Annotated in this window: 15 protein-coding genes and 4 pseudogenes; 3 read left to right on the top strand and 16 right to left on the bottom strand. The window is 61.9% G+C overall.

Annotation, left to right across the window (positions count from 1 at the left end; translation table 11 throughout):
* Positions 1–68: 68 nt before the first annotated feature.
* From NX05_RS10620 to NX05_RS10650, 6 genes and pseudogenes are all read right to left on the bottom strand, one after another.
* A complete protein-coding gene (locus NX05_RS10620; protein ID WP_039437920.1) occupies positions 69–767 on the bottom strand; it encodes a DUF1349 domain-containing protein in 699 nt (232 codons plus the stop codon).
* A gap of 233 nt (positions 768–1,000) precedes the next feature.
* Positions 1,001–1,921 carry a M14 family metallopeptidase gene (locus NX05_RS10625; RefSeq protein WP_039437923.1) on the bottom strand — a complete coding sequence of 307 codons (921 nt, stop codon included), beginning with the start codon at positions 1,919–1,921 and terminating at the stop codon, positions 1,001–1,003.
* A gap of 104 nt (positions 1,922–2,025) precedes the next feature.
* Entirely contained in the window at positions 2,026–2,535 is a 510-nt protein-coding gene (locus NX05_RS10630; protein ID WP_010380742.1) for a ferritin-like domain-containing protein, read from the bottom strand.
* Between the two features lie 623 nt (positions 2,536–3,158).
* Positions 3,159–3,416: a KGG domain-containing protein gene (locus NX05_RS10635; RefSeq protein ID WP_039437925.1), complete on the bottom strand. Its 258-nt coding sequence runs from the start codon at positions 3,414–3,416 to the stop codon at positions 3,159–3,161.
* A gap of 836 nt (positions 3,417–4,252) precedes the next feature.
* A pseudogene (locus NX05_RS10645) lies at positions 4,253–4,414 on the bottom strand (uroporphyrinogen-III C-methyltransferase); the annotation flags it as partial.
* A gap of 1 nt (position 4,415) precedes the next feature.
* Positions 4,416–4,636 (bottom strand): annotated as a pseudogene (locus NX05_RS10650) (ANTAR domain-containing response regulator); the annotation flags it as partial.
* A gap of 94 nt (positions 4,637–4,730) precedes the next feature.
* Here NX05_RS10650 and NX05_RS10655 point away from each other — a divergent pair.
* Entirely contained in the window at positions 4,731–5,726 is a 996-nt protein-coding gene (locus NX05_RS10655; RefSeq protein WP_039437930.1) for an NAD(P)-dependent oxidoreductase, read from the top strand.
* Positions 5,727–5,871: 145 nt separating this feature from the next.
* On the opposite strand, the gene NX05_RS10660 is transcribed toward NX05_RS10655, so the two are convergent.
* From NX05_RS10660 to NX05_RS10670, 3 genes are read right to left on the bottom strand one after another with little or no spacing between them, the layout of a single operon-like run.
* Complete coding sequence (locus NX05_RS10660) at positions 5,872–6,234, bottom strand: hypothetical protein (RefSeq protein ID WP_039437932.1); 363 nt, start codon at positions 6,232–6,234, stop codon at positions 5,872–5,874.
* Positions 6,218–6,787 (bottom strand): molybdenum cofactor guanylyltransferase, encoded by a 570-nt coding sequence (locus NX05_RS10665; protein WP_017118740.1) that lies wholly within the window; start codon positions 6,785–6,787, stop codon positions 6,218–6,220. Before NX05_RS10665 ends, NX05_RS10660 begins: the two co-directional genes overlap by 17 nt.
* 37 nt (positions 6,788–6,824) lie before the next feature.
* A complete protein-coding gene (locus NX05_RS10670) occupies positions 6,825–8,099 on the bottom strand; it encodes a molybdopterin molybdotransferase MoeA (protein WP_080764570.1) in 1,275 nt (424 codons plus the stop codon).
* A gap of 184 nt (positions 8,100–8,283) precedes the next feature.
* Between NX05_RS10670 and NX05_RS10675 the strand changes: the two are divergent.
* Positions 8,284–8,558 (top strand): annotated as a pseudogene (locus NX05_RS10675) (hypothetical protein).
* A 40-nt stretch (positions 8,559–8,598) separates the two neighbouring features.
* On the opposite strand, the gene xth reads toward NX05_RS10675, so the two are convergent.
* Positions 8,599–9,588 (bottom strand): exodeoxyribonuclease III, encoded by a 990-nt coding sequence (gene xth / locus NX05_RS10680; RefSeq protein ID WP_039438093.1) that lies wholly within the window; start codon positions 9,586–9,588, stop codon positions 8,599–8,601.
* Between the two features lie 146 nt (positions 9,589–9,734).
* Between xth and NX05_RS10685 the strand changes: the two genes are divergently transcribed.
* Positions 9,735–10,505, top strand: coding sequence for an OBAP family protein (locus NX05_RS10685; RefSeq protein WP_039437936.1), 771 nt, complete (start codon positions 9,735–9,737; stop codon positions 10,503–10,505).
* 220 nt (positions 10,506–10,725) lie between these two features.
* On the opposite strand, the gene NX05_RS10690 is transcribed toward NX05_RS10685, so the two are convergent.
* The 6 genes and pseudogenes from NX05_RS10690 to NX05_RS10715 form a co-directional block, all read right to left on the bottom strand.
* A complete protein-coding gene (locus tag NX05_RS10690) occupies positions 10,726–11,895 on the bottom strand; it encodes a zinc-dependent alcohol dehydrogenase (RefSeq protein WP_005914488.1) in 1,170 nt (389 codons plus the stop codon).
* A gap of 12 nt (positions 11,896–11,907) precedes the next feature.
* Positions 11,908–12,438 (bottom strand): hypothetical protein, encoded by a 531-nt coding sequence (locus NX05_RS10695; RefSeq protein ID WP_039437938.1) that lies wholly within the window; start codon positions 12,436–12,438, stop codon positions 11,908–11,910.
* A gap of 2 nt (positions 12,439–12,440) precedes the next feature.
* A complete protein-coding gene (locus tag NX05_RS10700; RefSeq protein WP_039438096.1) occupies positions 12,441–13,019 on the bottom strand; it encodes a DUF4142 domain-containing protein in 579 nt (192 codons plus the stop codon).
* Between the two features lie 141 nt (positions 13,020–13,160).
* Positions 13,161–14,397: pseudogene (locus NX05_RS10705) on the bottom strand (cytochrome P450).
* Between the two features lie 542 nt (positions 14,398–14,939).
* Entirely contained in the window at positions 14,940–15,155 is a 216-nt protein-coding gene (locus NX05_RS10710; protein ID WP_039437939.1) for a hypothetical protein, read from the bottom strand.
* A gap of 82 nt (positions 15,156–15,237) precedes the next feature.
* Positions 15,238–17,901 (bottom strand): TonB-dependent receptor, encoded by a 2,664-nt coding sequence (locus NX05_RS10715; RefSeq protein ID WP_039437941.1) that lies wholly within the window; start codon positions 17,899–17,901, stop codon positions 15,238–15,240.
* Positions 17,902–17,957 lie beyond the last annotated feature (56 nt).

The following is a 17,957-nucleotide window of genomic DNA, read 5'->3' on the forward strand; positions in this document are numbered from 1 at the left end:
CATAGGCCGTGCATCGCGATCCGATGCACGGCCTATCTGCAACCTGCGATGCAGCATCGACCAATCGCTCAACTGAGATCGTGTAGGTCCTTGCCCAACGGCGCACGCAGTGCCAAGTCGGAGAAACGCACCTTCAACCCGGCGCGTTCCGGCGTGCAGCACATCGGCCCGACCAGATACTCGCTTGCCACCGGGAATGGACACAAACGCACCAGTGGCCAGTGACGGCCGTCCGCAGAAAGCTGCAGGCGCAGCACACCGTCGGCAACGGTGGCACGGATCCAGAAATCCTTGGGGTCAGCTTCGTACGGACCAGTCGCCCAATCAGAGACCGGGTTGGTCAACACGCTACTGAGCATGGCACGCCCGTCGCTGAGTTCGATCCCGGCCTTGACCCAGTGCTGCTCGTCCACGCGCACCATGATGCCGGCCTGGTCGTACAACGCTTCGTACTGCGCTCGCACGCGCAGCTGCGCGGTGAAGCGTGCGCCCGCCTTGATGCCGAGAAAGTGCCCGCTGTCGCGGGTGAACCCATAGTGCGTCTCGCGCCAGAAATCGGTCGCTTGATCGGTCACTACGTCCAGCGTGTCGCCACTGATATCGACGGTTTTTGGCCGGTTGAGCCAGGTGCCGGCGTTCCAGCTGCTGTCCTGCGCCATTGTTTTCCCCGGTTTGGCCTGTTGTGCAAACGCACTGCCACTCAAGGTCATCCCCACTGCGCAACCCAGCAGGCGCCTACGTGTGCCATTGACTCCATCATGTTGCATCGACTGCGCTCCTGCGACTTGTGACTGCGTAGTTTACGTGTTGGACGCGCAAGGCCGCATGGATGGAGCTCAACGCCGCGGGCAAACTATTGAGTCGTTGCGGACACGCGTCCCCTATGCCTTCGACGTCTCTAGTGAACTTGAGCCAGCTCCGCGCGCGAGTCGCGGCGACGCACATGGCGCACAGATACCTACTCGCACACCCTGCTGTTTACGACGGATGTGCCCCACCCTCAGCTCTGCGCCAATGCATAGTCGATTGCCGCACAGATCGCCGCCACCTGCGCAGCGTTGCATTGTTCGGGTGTGGCGCGTGGGCTATCCGGATAGACTTCGGTGGTTGTGCGATAGCGCGCATCGGTAACACCGGCGCATAAACCCAGCCGCCGCACCGGATAGTTGATGACGCCGTGCCCGACCACCGGTGCGCCGATGAGCCGCCCATCCGCATCGGCAGGCGCGATATGCGTCACCTCTGCCACCGCCGCGATCACCGCCTGCTGGAAGGCTGGCTGCGGGTCTTCGCTGTCGCCGACCAGATAAAAGCCGTCTGGAATGCCGCCCGGCACAAACGTCGCACCATCGCGCGCCGCCAAGGCGGGGCGGAACTCGCTCTCATCGCTGTCGGTGGTTTCGTGCAGATCGATATGCACCAGCATCCGCTCTGTGGTCGCAGCAACCAGCCGCATCAGTGCGGCCGATTCTTCGGCAGGACTGTTGTCGCGGAATGCGCGATTCGGGTCCACTGCGTGGGCATTCCACCGTTGGATGCGCTCATAGCCCCACGGGTTGATGCATGGCGCCACCAACAGATTGCATCTGCCGGCGTATTCGGCGGCGCGCTGCTGCAGGAATTGCAGCGCACCTTGCACGCCGCTGGTTTCGTAGCCGTGCACGCCGCCTGTGACCAACACGCACGGCAGGCGGTCATCCCACTCGGCGCTACGCAGTGCCAGCAGCGCATAGTCCCCCTGCGCGTGGGCAATGGTTCCATATTGCACGCGCTGGTAGCGCGCGGCCAAGGCGGTAATCTGCTGCACGACATCGTCCGCATAGCTGCGCTGCTGCAGCTGGCGTGCACGCCACGCGGCGCGCTCCGGCTCACCCCACGGTTGCCCAGGCGTGCCGATCGGATAGGTTGCGTTGGTCGACATTGCAGACACCGATACGAGGAAAACGCCAAGGGTAAGCGCTCTGCTTGCAGAACAAAAAGGCCCCGCGCTGCGGGGCCTGTGTAATGTAGCGTGCTTGGCGATGCTTACTTCTTCGCGGTAACACCTGGGGTGGCATCGCGGACCAGGAACTCTTCGGTCAGCTCCGGCAGATGGGCCAGCAGCCAATCGGCCATGGCCTGTTCCTGCGGCAGGATCTGCTCGCATACGCGCTGCGTTTCGATATCGCCCACCGTCTTGGCGGCACCCAGCAACGCTGTGTAGGTCGCGATCTCCAGGTTCTCAAACACGTAGCTGGCCATTGCACCCTTGACGATTTCGTCGGAGGTGGTCATGCCGCCCATGGCTTGGCCGAACGCTGCCATCTTGCCCATGGTGTCCTTGATGACCGACGGCGAGCCGCCCAGGCGTTCGATACACGACTCGACCAAGCGCTGCTGCCCCAGGGTCTCTTCCAGATGCTGCTCGATGCGCGCCTTGAGCTGGGGGTAGTGCTCGATGCGTGCGGCCTGGGCCTTGAGCATCTGCTCTGCCTGCTGCTCCATTGCATGTGCGTCGCGCAACCAGTCCATCAGATTTTCTTGGGGTTCGGCCATGGGGTTCTCCTGTTTGTGTGCGATGTGTCCAGCCTGCCGCGACGCACATGAAATACGCGGCTGTTTCAGGTGAACGTCGCGTGCGCTGTCTACGTGGCATTGACACATGCAGCAGCGCTGCGGATAGCCCACGTGTCGCCACGACTGATGCGCAACGACAGATCTGCGCGCAACCCCCAAGGCGCTGGACCGCCCGCCCGCCTGACCTCACATCAGGTCGAATGCATGCGGACTCCTGTCAGCGCTTGCGATGCTTCACCCACCGGCTGCACCGGCGGCCAGACAACTGGAGTAGATGCAAATGCTGCCGTGTTGGAAAGCGACAGCATGGCGAAAGTGAAATTTCTCCATGCAATCGATGTCAGACATCCAACAGGACTGCAAAAATTTCCGACTTGCGCTTGATGCTTTGTACAGCAAGGAATTTCCACGTTTGAAGTGCACATCAAGCGTCACTCGCCGTGATCGACCACAAAAGAACTGCAATCGATTGCGCAAACGGCGGGCAATGATTTGCCCTGCGTCAGGCGAAAGCAACACAGGCGCCAAGCCGGGTGGGCATAGCGCCTGTGTCTAACATAACCACTGCAAGACCGGCGCGCCATAGCGCGCCTATGGCTGGATTATGCGGATTCTTCCTGCGGCCTGGACTGCTTGGAACGCCCGCCCTTGCTGCCGATCCGCGACATGTGATCGCGATCGCGGCTCACGGCCTGGCCACCCTTACGGCCAGCCTCGCGTGCTTCGTCGCTAGTAAATTCGTGCGCGTTGCCACTGGCATGCGCGGCTTTGCCGCCGCTGCTTGCGAGCACGCGACGCTTTTCCGGATCCAATGCGGCAAAGCCGCGCCGGCTACGGGTTGTGTTTTGTCCGTCTTCCACTGTGCCTCCTCTCGATGCTTCGGTTACGGCTAGGTAATAGGCCTACCGCAACATTCGTGCCAACCCTGAAAGGCATGTTTCGCGGTGCGTTGCGTGTGGATGCAGGAAAAAACAGCTGCGCTCGCTGCGCAAATCTTGCGCACCTCTACGTCGCCATATGATGGGCCGTACCCTTAAGTGGATCGCTACCACAGGCACTGCTGCGGACAGATATGGCTCAAAGCGGATTGCGGAGCTGCAGCAGAATGAGCTAATGCGCATACGAGCAACTGCCCTGTCGGGGACGCGGGCGTTGCTCAGGCTCGTCTGGTTCAGTTGCTACCAAACCTGTGAGAGGGTCGGCCCTGCCCTCACAACGCACCAGACCCTCGTGCCCCAGGAAATCGTTTAGGTGCTGGCTTGCCCGGCGCAGCGCAATGCGCGGGAGAGTGATGCGGCAAAATTACTCGGCCACATTGCCATGGCACGCTCAGACAGCGGCACACGACTGGTCTGCCGCCGCTGTTACTCAGCGCCAGTAGCAGCTGAATTAGAAAGGAAACGTCTGCACGCAGGCTGCCCCCGCATCTTGGCGCGCACTGACGCCTTCAACGGGTTAGGCGCTTCTGCACATGCTGCACGCATGCCTTTGCTCTTGCGCGTACTGGTGTGGATACGGAGGGCGGACTCGGACTGCAGACCCGAACCGGCAACCCTGCATACCGTTGACGGCGCGTGGCGGCGGCGGGCCAAAAGACTTGGCGAGTGGTCCCCGGCTCGACACGCACGAAGTCCATTAGAAACCGTGAACGCGAATCGCCCCACCTTGCTGCGATGCAAAAAGCGATGTGCCGCCCTCAACCCACCGCTTGCGCCGCCATCGTCCCATAGCGGTCGTCGCACCCTGCAGCAGCTTCGGCCAAAGCGTTGCCCACCAACAACAACGTCGGTAGGCCCGGCAGCAGCGCGCTGGCTGTCATTGCCAATTCGCCCAGGTTGGTAAGGCGGCGTTGCTGCTCCAGGCCGTGGCGCATGCGCATGCAGCATCGACAGCTGCTCCAAGGTATCGCGCGAAGGCGAATCCACATCGATCACCACTACATCGGGCTGCTGGCTCTGCACCGCATGCACAACGCACTGACCGATGCCACATCGTCGAGCACGATGTAGCCGGCGCACGTCAACGCCTGGCGCAGTTCGCCGATTGGCTTTTGGGTATCGTTGACCAGCAAAACACGCATTGGCGGCAGCGAGGCGTGGACGTGGACGTGGACGTGGCCTGATGGTGCCATGCAACATGCCGTCCATGAGAGCCATCTTTTCGGAGTGTGTCTGATGCCGTTGTTCCCGTTGTTCGCCAATCTGCAGGGGCGTGCCGTGCTGGTGATCGGTGGCGGCGAAGTCGCCACGCGCAAGGTACTGGCCTTGCTCAAAGCCGAAGCGCATATCCGCCTGTATGCGCACGCGCTTTCGCCCGAGCTTGCGCTGCTGATGCAAGCCGGCCGCTTCGAGCAACTGGGTGGCGCGTTCGACCCGGCATGGATCGACGATGTCTGGCTAGTCGTGGCCGCGACCGACGACACCGATTTGAATCAGCGTGTAGCTGCCGCTGCAGGTTTACGAAACCGGCTGGTCAATGTGGTGGACGATGCCGAGCTGTCGACGTATCAGGTGCCGGCCATCGTAGACCGCGACCCACTGATCATCGCCATCTCCTCGGCAGGCGCCGCGCCAATTTTGGCACGGCGTTTACGCGAACGGCTGGAGCGTGAATTGGATGCATCGGTCGGCCGCTTCGCCGGACTATTCGCAAAACACCGCGAGCGCATTCGCAGCCAGTTTCCGGACATGAACCGGCGCCGCCGCTGGTTCGACCGCGTCATCGACGGCGAGGTACCGCTGTTGCTGCAGGCTGGCAATGACGCAGCGGCAGAGACCGCGTTCAGCGCAGCACTGGACGATGCCGGCGCCATCCCGGCGCGTGGCAGCGTGCAACTGGTCGGCACCGGCCCCGGCGATCCGGGGTTGCTCAGCTTGAAAGCCCTGCGCGCGATGAATCTGGCCGATGTGCTGCTGATCGACGAACGCATTCCCGATGCAGTGCTGGAGCTTGCGCGTCGCGACGCCTCACGCCGCGCGTTACCGCAGACAACCGACGCGCAACAGCAGCTGATCGTGGAACTGGCTAGCGAAGGGCTGCATGTGGTCGCATTGCGTAGCGGCGCCGGTTACGACGATGTGGCTGCGGATACGATCGCGGTTGCCTTGCAGGCGTGCGGTCTGGCATGCGACCGCGTGCCAGGAATTGCGCCCGCAGATGTGCGCGGTTGAACGCGGTGTCGTGACTGGCGACGAGCTGGTGAAAGCAAACGGCACATACCGCAGCAACTGCCTGAGCTGACATCCTGCAGGCTGGCATATCGAGCTCTGCCTCACTTCAACCACCGCAGCCTCATCGCATTGCGCGCGTGCAACATCACTCTTTCGGAAACCGCTTACGCGCACTGTCGCGCACATCGATATCAAAGGTGACGCGCAGCGCCATGGTTTCGGCATGCCCTGCACCGGCATCGAAGGTGAAGTTCAAACCCTCGCGGCTGGGCAATTGCCGGGCATGCTCTTCGAGCGCGCCGCGCGGCACAAGCAATTGCCAATGATCGGTGGCGCAATTGCACGCGGCGTGACCGCCGGTGAGGCTCACGCTGTGTCGCACCAGTCGCGCACCCTGCCCGCTCGGCAACCGGCTCGCGTTGTCGACCGTGCGCCCGGCCAGGAGTTCGGCTAGCTCCGCTTCGTCGATGCGGAACCGCAACTGCTGGCCTTCAATCTGGATTTTCATGAATCAGCTCACTCCATTGCTCGGGCGTGTTGCAATTGACGAACGCGGCACGTTCGCTGGCGGTGACAGCCACGCGATGGCAATGCAGTGAACGCTGCAAGGCGCGCAGCGAGCGTGACGATGCAGCGCCAGCCATCAGCGCGGTCAAGGCCTCACGCACGTCCGCATCAATGCGCAGGCACATTGGCAGCATCTGATCCGCAAAGCCCGCGCAGCGATGTTGCGACGGCGCCAGCAGCTTGCCCAGCAACGCGGCCGACAACAGCGGCATATCCACCGGCACCACCACCAGCGTGGTTGCATCGGCCACACGTGCGATCACGCTCGCAAGGCCGCCAAGCGGGCCCAGATCAGGCTGGGCATCGGCAATGCCGGCGTAATCGGGCCGGTCGCCGCTGACAAGGACGTGCTGCGCACCAGCCTCGCGCAGCAGCGCCTGCATTTGCTCCAACAACGGGCGCCCATGCCAGGACAACAACGCCTTGTCCTGCCCCATACGCGACGAACGGCCGCCGGCCAGCACAACGCCTGTCCACGGCTGCATCGCCGTCATGCAGCCGCACCAGGTTTCATGTCAGTCAGATGCGTTTTCATGGCGTAATCGCCGGCGCCGCTGGCTGCAGATGGCCCAAACCGAAGACTTCGGCATGTGTGCTCGGCGCTGCGCCTTCGTCCTGCGGCTCCAGCACGGCCCAGACGTTGGCCTGCAGCAACGGCACCACACGAAAGGATTCTTGCTGCGGCAGGATCTGCACCGACAACTCCCCCGCCGCGCTGCACAGCAGCCGTGCGCGCAGATGCTGCCGCCAGATCGGTCGTGCCTGCATCGGCGTTTCCAACGCGACGCGTAGGCTACGTTCCAGCGGCATGCCCAACAAAGCACGCACTGCTGGCTCGACAAAAAAGCGTAGTCCGGCCGCACTGGCCATTGGGTTGCCGGGCAAACCGACATACAGCGCACCGTCACCGAAGCGTGCCAGCAACACCGGCTTGCCTGGCCGCACCGCGACCTTGTGAAACAGCAACGCCGCAGCGTTGCGTGCCAGTGCATCCGGGATGAAGTCGTAACGACCACGCGAGACCGCGCCGGTGCTCAGGATGAGATCGGCACCGGCATCGCGGGCCTGCGCCAGCGCAGCGTCGAACGCCGCATCGTCATCGCCCACCTGCCCGCGCCACACAACGTCTGCACCGGCGGCACGCAGCTGACTCAGCAGATAGCTGCTGGTGCCGTCGTGGATCTGGCCAGGCTGCAAAGGTTGCGCCGGGTTGCCGATCAACTCGCGCCCGGTGGCGATCAAGGCCACACGAGGCCGCCGCACCACCTGCACACGCGCGCAGCCCAAGCCCGCTAGCAGCATCAGATGCGCACCGCGCACCACGGTACCGGCTTCAATCACGCGATCGTGCAGGGACACGTCTTCGCCGCGACGACGGATGTGCTGGCCTGTACGCACCGGTTGACGCAGCAGAATGCGGCAGGGGCGCTCGCCGTCGTGTTCGAGAATCTGAACCTGCTCGATCGGCACCACCGCATCGGCGCTTGCGGGCACGCCAGCCCCGGTCATGATTTCCCAGGCCGCACCTGTTGCGGCCGCGCCAGCATCCTGGCCGGCCGCCACGGTGCCGCTCACTACGTGCTCGCTGTCTGCCAACGCGCCAGCGCCGGCGGTTGCCAGCGCAAATCCATCCATCGCGCTGTTATCGAAAGGCGGCAACTCGGCCGGGCTCGACAACGCGTCTGCAAGCACGCGGCCTTCCGCATCGGCGCTCGCCACCCACTCGCTGGTGAGCGTTGCGACGTGCGCGTGGAGCAGCGCAAGTGCTTCGGCATAACTGATCATGTGCAGGACAGTGCCGATCAATGGTTGACCCGACTAGGATACCGGCCCCTGGCGCAGCAGGTACAGGCGCTGCAGTTGCGGCGGCGCAACGTTTGCATAGCCAAAGCCCATCACGCATTGCATACACCGCTTGAAGCTGCTCAAACAGCATGCAGACAGTGCACGTTGCAAGGCTGCAGGCCGCACGTGAGAACAACTGCAACGCATGCAATTCGTCGACTATGTCGGCTGGCTCGCCGCATCATCCTGATCGCCACCTTGATCCGGCAGATCTACAAACAATGGCGCTCCGACGCCGCGCACAGGGTCTCGCGCTGGTTGCTCCTCGGCCAGATCAGCGCCTCGGTGTTGTTCACCCTGTACAGCTATCTGGTTGGCAATGCGGTGTTTATCGTCAGCAATGTACTGATCCTGCTGACGGCCCTCACCGGCTACGGATTTCAGCAGCTCAAACGCCGCAAGCTGGAGCGCGTGACGTAGATGTCTGGTGGGGATAGCGCCAGCAGGCTGAGGGAGATTGTCAGTCTCGTTTTTTGGCTGACTTGCGCGGCTTCGCCGATGCAGTTGTCGCTGTCTTTGCAACCATCTTCTTGACAGCTTTCTTCGTCGCGGCAGGCGCCTTCCTGGCTGCCGTCTTGCGCACAGCCGGCTTCTTCACTGCCACCGGCTTGCGTACTTTCTCAACATGCCCGGCATCCACTGCCGCCTTACCCTGCGCGTCGGGCACATGTACGCTGATCCAGGTAGGCGCATGATCGCTGGCCTTTTCCAGCGCACGCACCCACTTATTCACGCCTGCATCCTGCAGGCCAGGCGCTAGCTTGCGATTGAGCAGCAAATGATCGATGCGCAAGCCACGGTCACGCGCGAAATGCTGGCGGAAATAATCCCAGAATGTGTAGATCGGGGTAGCGCCGTGCATTGCCAGCAAGCTGTCGGTCCAGCCCTGCGCTAGTAGCGTCTGGTACGCCGCACGGCTTTCCGGCTGTAGCAATGCATCCTTGCGCCAGCCCTTGGGTTCGTAGATATCCGCATCCGTGGGCACCACGTTGAAATCGCCGATCAATGCGACCGGATGCGGCAGGTCCACCAGCGTTTTCGCATGCCGGATCAGGCGTTCGAACCAGGCGAGCTTGTAATCGAATTTCGGCCCGGGCTGTGGGTTGCCATTGGGCAGATACAGGCAGGCCACCACCACGCCGTGAATGGCCGCTTCCAGATAGCGGCTTTGCGTATCGCCAGGGTCCCAGGGCAAGCCGCGACGAATCTCTACCGGCTCGGTACCACGTGCAAGCAAGGCCACGCCATTCCAGGATTTCTCGCCCTGCCATATCACCCCGTAACCAGCATCGCGAATCGCTTGCTCCGGAAACGCCGCTTGCGTCGATTTCAATTCTTGCAGACCTACGATGTCCGGCTGCTCACGCTGCAGCCATTCCAGCAGGTGTGGCAGACGGCTGGTGATGCCATTGACGTTGAACGTGGCGATCTTGCGTGTGTTGGCTGACATAGAGTGCTGGCGGCCGCTTGCGTGGTGGAACAGCATGACCGCAGGCTGATTAAGCCGATGCTCAAGCGAGGTGAAGCTGCGCGCTGTGCTCCTGCCCGCGCTCACGTTTCGCAAACCGCCGGCGCTCTTAGCTTGAGGCACATTCATTGATTGGAATTGCCATGCGACATTCCGCATTGTTGATTGGCCTTGCGCTCTGCACCAGCTGCTCACGCAGCCCCTCCTCAGTCACCCCGCCCGGCGCGCCAGAAAGTGCCAAGACCAATGTGCTTGAAGCCGGTGCAAAGGTTCTGCAACCCAATGGCCCGGTCGGCAAGCTGGACATTTATCTGGTTGGCTTTCATCCAATGAAGGACGCGCCAGATGAGCAGATGGAAGCGCATCACTATTGCCAACAAGTCAATGAGGATTTCGCGCAATGCGCGCTTTACGACGGCAACACCGACCGCGCCAACCTTACCGGCATTGAATACATCATCTCAGAAACCCTATTTGCCCAGTTGCCGGAACAGGAGCGCAGCTTCTGGCATCCGCATAACGGAGAGATTCTCTCCGGCCAGCTCTCCGCTCCCAATCTGCCACAGATCGCAGAGAAGGAGCTAATGCGCAACAAGATCAACAGCTACGGCAAGACCTGGCACACCTGGCATTCGCGCAAGGGCACTGCGCCGGGCGACAGTTTGCCGCTGGGCGAGCCGATGCTGGCATGGTCGTTCAATCGCGATGGGGAGCTGCAGCAACCACTGATTGCACAACGCGACCAGGCCGCTCCGGTTTCTACCGCAGAGCGCCGCGCCAACCGTCAGGACCTCACGCCGCTGGCAAAGCCGCAGCACGGCGTGGATGCCTTGCATGCACACTTCCCCGATGCCAAACCCATTCCCTGTGTGGTAGACGCCAACGCCAACAACCGTTGATCCGACGATACAAAAACCCTGCTGCAACCGCGCAGCAGGGCGACAGTTGGCTCAAGAACGCGGCAATGCGTTTGAGCGAAAAGAACGGTTAATCCGTGGCACGTAGCTGCCAGCATGCGCGAACGTAGTATCTGGAACAGGTGCCTACAAGCGCAAGGTACCGACTTCGACTGGCAGCGACGCTCGCCTTGCAACAAAGCGCACTGGCTTGTCCGCCGCGCTAAGGAACAAACCCCGCACGCACGCAACCATCGTGCTTGTGCTTGAACATGTCATAGCCGCGCACTGCATCTTCCAGCGGCATCTTGTGGGTCAGCAGAAAGCCGGATTTGAGTCGACCGGCCTGAGCCAGGTCCAGCAACTTGGGCACATACCGTTGCCCATGTTGCTGCGCAGTCCGCACAGTGAGGCCTTTGTTCATCACCGCACCCAGCGGGAACTTGTCCATCACCCCGTACACGCCCAGAACGGACAGGATGCCGCCTTTGCGGCAAGCCAAAATGGCTTCTCGCAGTGCCTGGCCACGATCAGTGTGCAAGTGCAAGGCCTGCTTGACCCGATCATAGGTGTGGCCGATCCCGGTGCCGTGCGCTTCCATGCCAACCGCATCGATGCACGCATCCGGACCGCGCCCGCCGGTCATTTCGCGCAACACATCCACCACGCTGTCGACTGCCGAATAATCGATCACCTCCACACCCAATACATCGCGCGCCATCGCCAGACGCTCAGGCAACCGGTCGATGCCGATGACGCGCTCTGCGCCCAGGATGCGTGCGCTCTGCTGCGCCATCAGCCCGACCCCACCACAGCCCCAGACCGCCACCGTGTCGCCGGGCTGGATATCGCAGAAGTCTGCACCCATGAAACCGGTGGGGCCTGCATCCGATAGAAACAGTGCATCCTCATCGGAGACGCCATCGGGCACCTCAAAACACCCTACATCCGCGTGCGGCACGCGGATGTAGGTAGCGTGCGAGCCTGCATAGCCACCAAAGGCATGCGTGTAGCCGTAAATTCCGGCGGTTGGATGGCCCAGCAATGGCTCTTGCATCTCCCAGTTAGGGTTGGTGTTGTCGCACAGCGAAAACTCCTTGCGCTCGCAATGCCAGCAACCGCCACAGGAAATAAAGGACGGCACCACCACGCGCTGACCAACACGCACGTTCTTCACTGCAGTGCCCACTTCCACCACCGTGCCCATGAACTCGTGGCCGATGACATCGCCCTCGCGCATGGTCGGCAGATAGCCATCGATAAAATGCAGATCCGATCCACAGGTGGTCGTGAGCCCCACCTTCAGGATCACATCGCGCGGATTGACCAGCACCGGGTCGGGTACGGTTTCCACACGTAAATCGTTGACGCCATTCCAGCAAAGTGCTCGCACGGAAAATTCTCCTCAGCAATGCGAACGCGCCGACGTGCGCGCCGATGGGGTGTGCAACAAGGTTGGAACCTCACCGGCTTCCAGCCATGCGCGTAGTCGCCGTAGTCCCTTGCCGGCCAGTAGGTAGGGCGCGGGATCCACCTGCTTGGTCAACAGCTGCGCCAGCAGGCCCTCGACGGCGTAGTGCAGGCTCAGTGTCGCTTCGCTGGCCTGGCGCCCGCGTGCCGGCCGCACCTGCAACACAATACTCAGCCTTAGCCCGTGTTCGCCTTCGGCGTCGTAACGCACCGCTTCGCCGAGCCGCGCATCGGCGCGGTACAGAGTCACGGCCACATTTTGATGGAGCGGCGCATGCAGCTGCCAGCGCGAGGCCTGGCCATCGCCCGAGACCAGCTCGGCAGCGCCCTGCAGGATGCGTTGCTGCACATTGGCATCGCACCAGGCGTCCAGTATCTGATGAGGCTCGGCGCGGATCGTCAAGCTGCGCACAATGTGCGTGCCTTCATCGTCGTTGCGTACCGGATTGATCGGAAATGCGGCCATGGCTAGTGGGCTCCAGAACGCTTGCTAGTGGTCTGCAGCGCCTTGGCACTGCTCAGATGATCGGCGACGTGGCGGCGCGTGGTCTGCAGGTGTTCAAGCACCTGCGGCGTCTTCGCCTGCGGAATCAGCTGCTTGTCGAGCGCGGTCAGCGCATCGGTGTGGTCTTTGACCATGGCGGTGATGTAGGCGGTTTCGAACGCATTACCGTCGAGCTTTTGTAACTTGGCCAGTTCTGCCTTGCCCTTGGTCATCTGCAGCTTGGCACCCGTTGCAGAAGTGTCCGGTTGCCACTTGGCAATCTTCTGGTTGTTATCGGTGTGCTCCTTGAGCATGCGCGTTGCGTAGTCGCGCGCGCCGCCTTGTACCTGCTTCTGCAATGCCAGACTCGCCGCATTGATCTCGCTGGTATTGATGGCACTCAGCATGCCGAGCGCCTCGCGCTCATCTTCGCTGGGTGCTGCTGCACCTGTGGTTTGCTGTCCGCCGGGCGTTGCCGAGTGTGTGGCGTCCTGCGCTTGCGCAGACGCGCTGGCGCCAACGCACAAAGCCAGGACAAGCAGTATCGGGCGACGTTTGGTCATGAAAGTCTCCAGCTGGATGATGTGCACCAATGCTGGGCTTCGCTGTGTAACTCGATTGTCGCGCCAGCGTCGAGACCTGGCGAAGGCCGCCTGCTGCAGCGCAATGCATCCTCACGTCGCATGAAGGTCGCATGGCTGGCCTTATCCTCCGGCTTTGAAAGCGCTGGTCACTAAGCCGCTGCGCGGTAACGTGGGATAGCGCGTCAGCGGGTAGCGTAGATCCTGCGCTGGCAGGACGTAATCGCTTGCTGCCAGCGCATCGATCGCTGTCATCATCAACGCAATGGTCGGGTTTTCGCCGGGGCATCGATGATCGCGGTCGAAACTACCGCCACCTTGCGCGACAAAATCGAACGCGCTGCCCTGCCACTGCCGAAAGCGTGACGGATCCAGCACTTGCGGGTTTTGCCAGACGCCGGGGTGATGATTGCTGGCATACAGATCCAAAATCATCCAGTCGCCCGCTCGAAACTGTTTGCCGCGCCATTCGAACGGCACGCGCACCCGCCCAGCCACCATCGGAAAGAAGGGGGTAATAGCGGCGAACCTCCTGCACTAGATTCTGCAGCAAGCCAGGCTCACCGGCACGCAGGCGTGGACGTAGCGTGGGGTCCTCATGCAGTGCCAGCGCCGAAAAGGTGATCCAGCGTGCCACTGCGACAATCGAGCGCAGCAGGTTGATCAGCTCGGTTGTCGCGACCTGTTCGCTCAACAGCGTGCCATCCGCATCGCGATGGACGACGACGCTGGCGGCCACGCTTGCGTCCGCAGGCGTGCGTGCGCGGCGCAGGTTACGCACACTCTGCGCAACCCAGCGTTCGACCCGACGACGTCCACGCCAACCACGCAGCCAGCGTACGCCCACCGCACCGGCGCCGCCGATCATGGCACCCACATCGCGTGCCATTGCACGGCTATCGTGGCCACGCAAGGTCAACCCGGCCCAGCGGCATGCAGCCCGATACAGCACATACTCAGCCTCATGCTGCAACTTGAAATGCGCGCTACGCTGCCAGTTGCTGGCCTGCCGTTCCCATTCTTCGATAAAACACGCAACCAGACGCGACACCTGCGCGGGCGACAGGACTTGCATGAATAACTGTTTGCGATGCTGATGCGCCTCACCGTCGAGTTGTTGCACGCTGCCCTTGCCCTGTAACAGGCGCAATGTGGTGGACGGTAGCGCAGCAAAACGGCTGAAGCGCCCGGGGTGGTAGAAGGTTGCTACCGCATCGGGGCCGCGTGCGAATACTACGGGGCGCCCCGCCAGGCGCGCCGAAAACGCATCACAGCCCAGCGCCTCGCACTGCCTGGTGACAAATAAATAGCCGCGGCGCAGCAGTTGCGGCAGTACATCCCACTGCGGCGCGCGGACAATGACGGCGTCGGCGAAAACTGGCGTAGGAGATGCGCACGCGGGTGCGCAACCGTGTGGCGTGATGGACGACTGCATTGCTGCTCCTGGTGCTAGTGCCAGGGAACGCTGCAATGCGGGCCGACATGCAGGTGTGAATCAGCGCATGTGGCGAAGTGCGATACATGCGCCGGCTTCACATCGCGCGCATGGGAGCGGCTGGCTAGCGGCATCACTCATGCGGACACGAGACTTATGCGGGCACGACGATTGTCGTCACCTGCGTGCTCCCACACTTGCGCACCAGCTTTACCTGCCTGCAATCGCTCAAGTATCAACGCGAGAAACTGCAGGCTATCCGTAAATCACTGCATCTCTGTCATGGAACTCACCGCATCCATGAGGAAGACAGCACAAGTAAAAAGCTGGCGTTGCAGTGCTGTAGTGCTGCAGCGCCATTTTCAATTCACGTGAGCCACCCCGACGTGTCCTGCTGCAAGCACAGCAGCTTCACTGGCTAGCCTTGTTGAAGACGCGTACCAGGGCAGCAACACGACCGGTCAGCATCACGCACCAGGATCCGCCGGTCCCAGCTGATTGGCGGCCAGGATTTCATCAATGCGTTTCACGATCTGCGCCGCTTGCTCCTGCGATTCCGCCGCAGCGGTGATTTTTTCAGAATGGGCATGGAACACATCCCAGAAGTTGTCCGGATGCTGTCTGCGCATGTCCGGCAGTGCCTCGGCAAGTTGGTGCAATTGGGCATCGATCTCAGGTGTCATAACGGTCTCCTCTGCTGTGCTTACGCTACCGCTGCACCGGTGAGCCTGATGCCAACGCCGCGCGCAGAACCCGTTATTCGCATCACAAACGGAAGCGAAAACCCAGCGTGTAGGTGCGTTCGGGCGATGCGATCTCGCGGGGGAAATCGCCATGCCGCTGACCGAAATAATTATTGGTGATGGTGCCGAGCAGGTTGGTGGCCTCAGCAAACAAGGTCACATGCTTGTTCAACTCGTAGTTGAAGGCTGCATCCAGCCACTTTTCGCGGCCTTGATTGATCTGCTCGGGTTGATCGCCGGAGCTGTTGAAGCTCACCGCATAGTCGCCACGCCAGGTGTAGGCCACCCGCGCCGAGAACCGTGCATATTCGTACATCAAGATCCCGTTGTAGGAATTCTTGGAGACGTTGGTCAACGGCTGGCTGATCCCTTCCGGCGAATCGGCCTCGGCCGAAATGTAGGTGTAGTTGAGCTGGCTACCGAAGCCAGACCACCAGCCCGGCAGGAAATCGTAGAACTGCGTGTAGCCCACTTCCACACCCTTCAAGCTGCCCTCGCCTGCATTGCGTGGCCGGCTGATCGAATAGACGATGCCGCCGATGAATTCGTCGGCCGCGTAGTTCTGGATATAGCCATCGATCTTGCGATGGAAGCCGGCAGCCGACAGCAACGAGCCTTGGCGGAAATACCATTCCAGCGACACATCGGCATTACGCGATTCCACCGGACGCAGCTGCGGGTTACCACCATTGCCACGTGCCGGCAACGACTCGGTGGATTGATACAACGCCAGCTGCGGGTTGAGATCTGCAAACTCCGGGCGCGTGATCGTAGTGCTGCCAGCCAGGCGCAGCATCACGTTTTCATGCAAAGTGAGGTTGGCACTGTAGTTGGGCAACACTTTGTCGATGCGCCGATCGATGCTGACCGGGCTTAGCAGGCCATCCAGCGACTGGCTGCCCTGCAGTTGCGAATCCAGCCGTGTCGCGCGCACGCCTACACGTCCATCAACAGGAATGGACCCTAACGAAAATCCATAGTTCACCTGCGCGTAGAGCGCAGTGTTGTCTTCGCGATCATCGAAGAACAAGGCCGGATTCTCGTCCGGCGGGCCGGGTGGCTGCCCCATCAAGATCCGCACCTGCGTGCGTTGCTGCAGCAGAACATCCTGGTTTGCCGACGCCCAGCGGTCGCTGGTGAATGCACGCGCACCATCGATCATATTGCCCGGCGTCACCGATGCCAGGCCCGGCACATCACTCAAATAGATCGGTGCGCCGGTCACATTGTTGCGCGCACCGGTATCGCCGGAGTGATTGGTCGCCGTCCGCCGGCTCGCACGCGCCCCCACGTCCAACGATCGCAATGGTCCCAACTCAAGATCGAACGTGGCATCGCCTCGCCAAGCCCACTCCTCGCCCTTCTGCGTGTTCCAGCTGTCGTAGTACTGACTCAATTCCCAGTTGCCGGGCGCGGTCATATCGTACGCGCTGCCGTTGGCCTGGGTGATCCAGACATCGGCAGCACCGCCAGCCGAGCGCATGTTCAACAACGGCGCCTGGGTGTTCATGTCCAGCGTGAATGAGCGGTTCTTGGCAGTGCTGTAGGTATAGGCGAGCTCGCTGCTCGCACGCATGCGCTCGCCGGTCCAACGCCCGCCCAGCGCAGCCTGGTAGGTGTCCGAGGCGTTCTTGTGCGCCTGCGTGCTGGAGAGCGTGCGCATATCGCGCGCCACCAGGCCGTCGAGCACATTGCTGCCTGGCCGTACGCTGATCGATTCGGTGTTCTCCGGCGTTGCCAGCCCCGGAAACGGCAACCAGTAATTCACTTGTGGCCGGTTGTCGTAGCCAATATACAGCGTGTCGAAATACACCTCGCTGTGTTCGCTCGGCGCCCATTGGAACGAAAAATTCGCCGATTTGCGCTTGCGATCACCGCGCGCCATCAGCCCGCCAGCGGTATAGGGCACATACATCTGCTGACCCGGATCGAGCGGGTTCTGCTGCAGATCGTACGTGCCGTACAGCGTATTGGATTCCTGATACGGGCGGCGTTGATACGACACGCTGCCCATCCAGCCCATGCGTCCCACATCGGTGTCGCGGCGCTGGCTGATGGTGAGGCTGCCATTGGGAACAGTCTTGCCGGATTGATCGCCACGCAGCGCGCTCAGGCTGCCGGCAATCGTGCTGTCCTGATCGAAATCGAACGGCCGCCGCAGATGCACGTCGACCACGCCGGCAATGCCGCCTTCCTGAAATTGCGCGCCGGTGGTCTTGTAGACATCCACGCTGCGCAGCAGTTCGGCCGGCACATCGGCCAGCTCCATATCGCGGCCCACGGTGGTAAAAACGTTGCGCCCGTCCAGGGTCGTGATTACGTTCGGCAGGCCACGCACCAGCACCTGCCCCACCTCGCCGCCAGCCCGTGCCACCTGCACACCGGTGACGCGTTGCAGGGCCGCAGCCACGCTGTTGTCCGGCAACTTGCCGATATCTTCGGCCACGATCGAATCACTGATTTCCGCATTCGATTGCTTGATTGCAATGGCGCTTTCCACGCTGCTGCGCACGCCTTTGACCTGCACGGCCTCCAACGTGGACGTGGGTGCAACTGCGCCATCGGTGCTGGGTGCGGCTTGCTGCGCCGCTGCGCTGCAACTCAGGGCCAGACCGATGCACAAGCTCAGCGGTCGATTGGCGATGGCATGGCGCGCGAAAGACGCGTGCTGCGATGAAATAGGCATGCGGTTCTCCTGAGGCGGTCGCTGCGATGACGTCCAGCTCGGCGCGCTGCGCAAAA

It is taken from the genome of Xanthomonas vasicola, from assembly GCF_000772705.2.
GTDB lineage: Bacteria > Pseudomonadota > Gammaproteobacteria > Xanthomonadales > Xanthomonadaceae > Xanthomonas > Xanthomonas vasicola.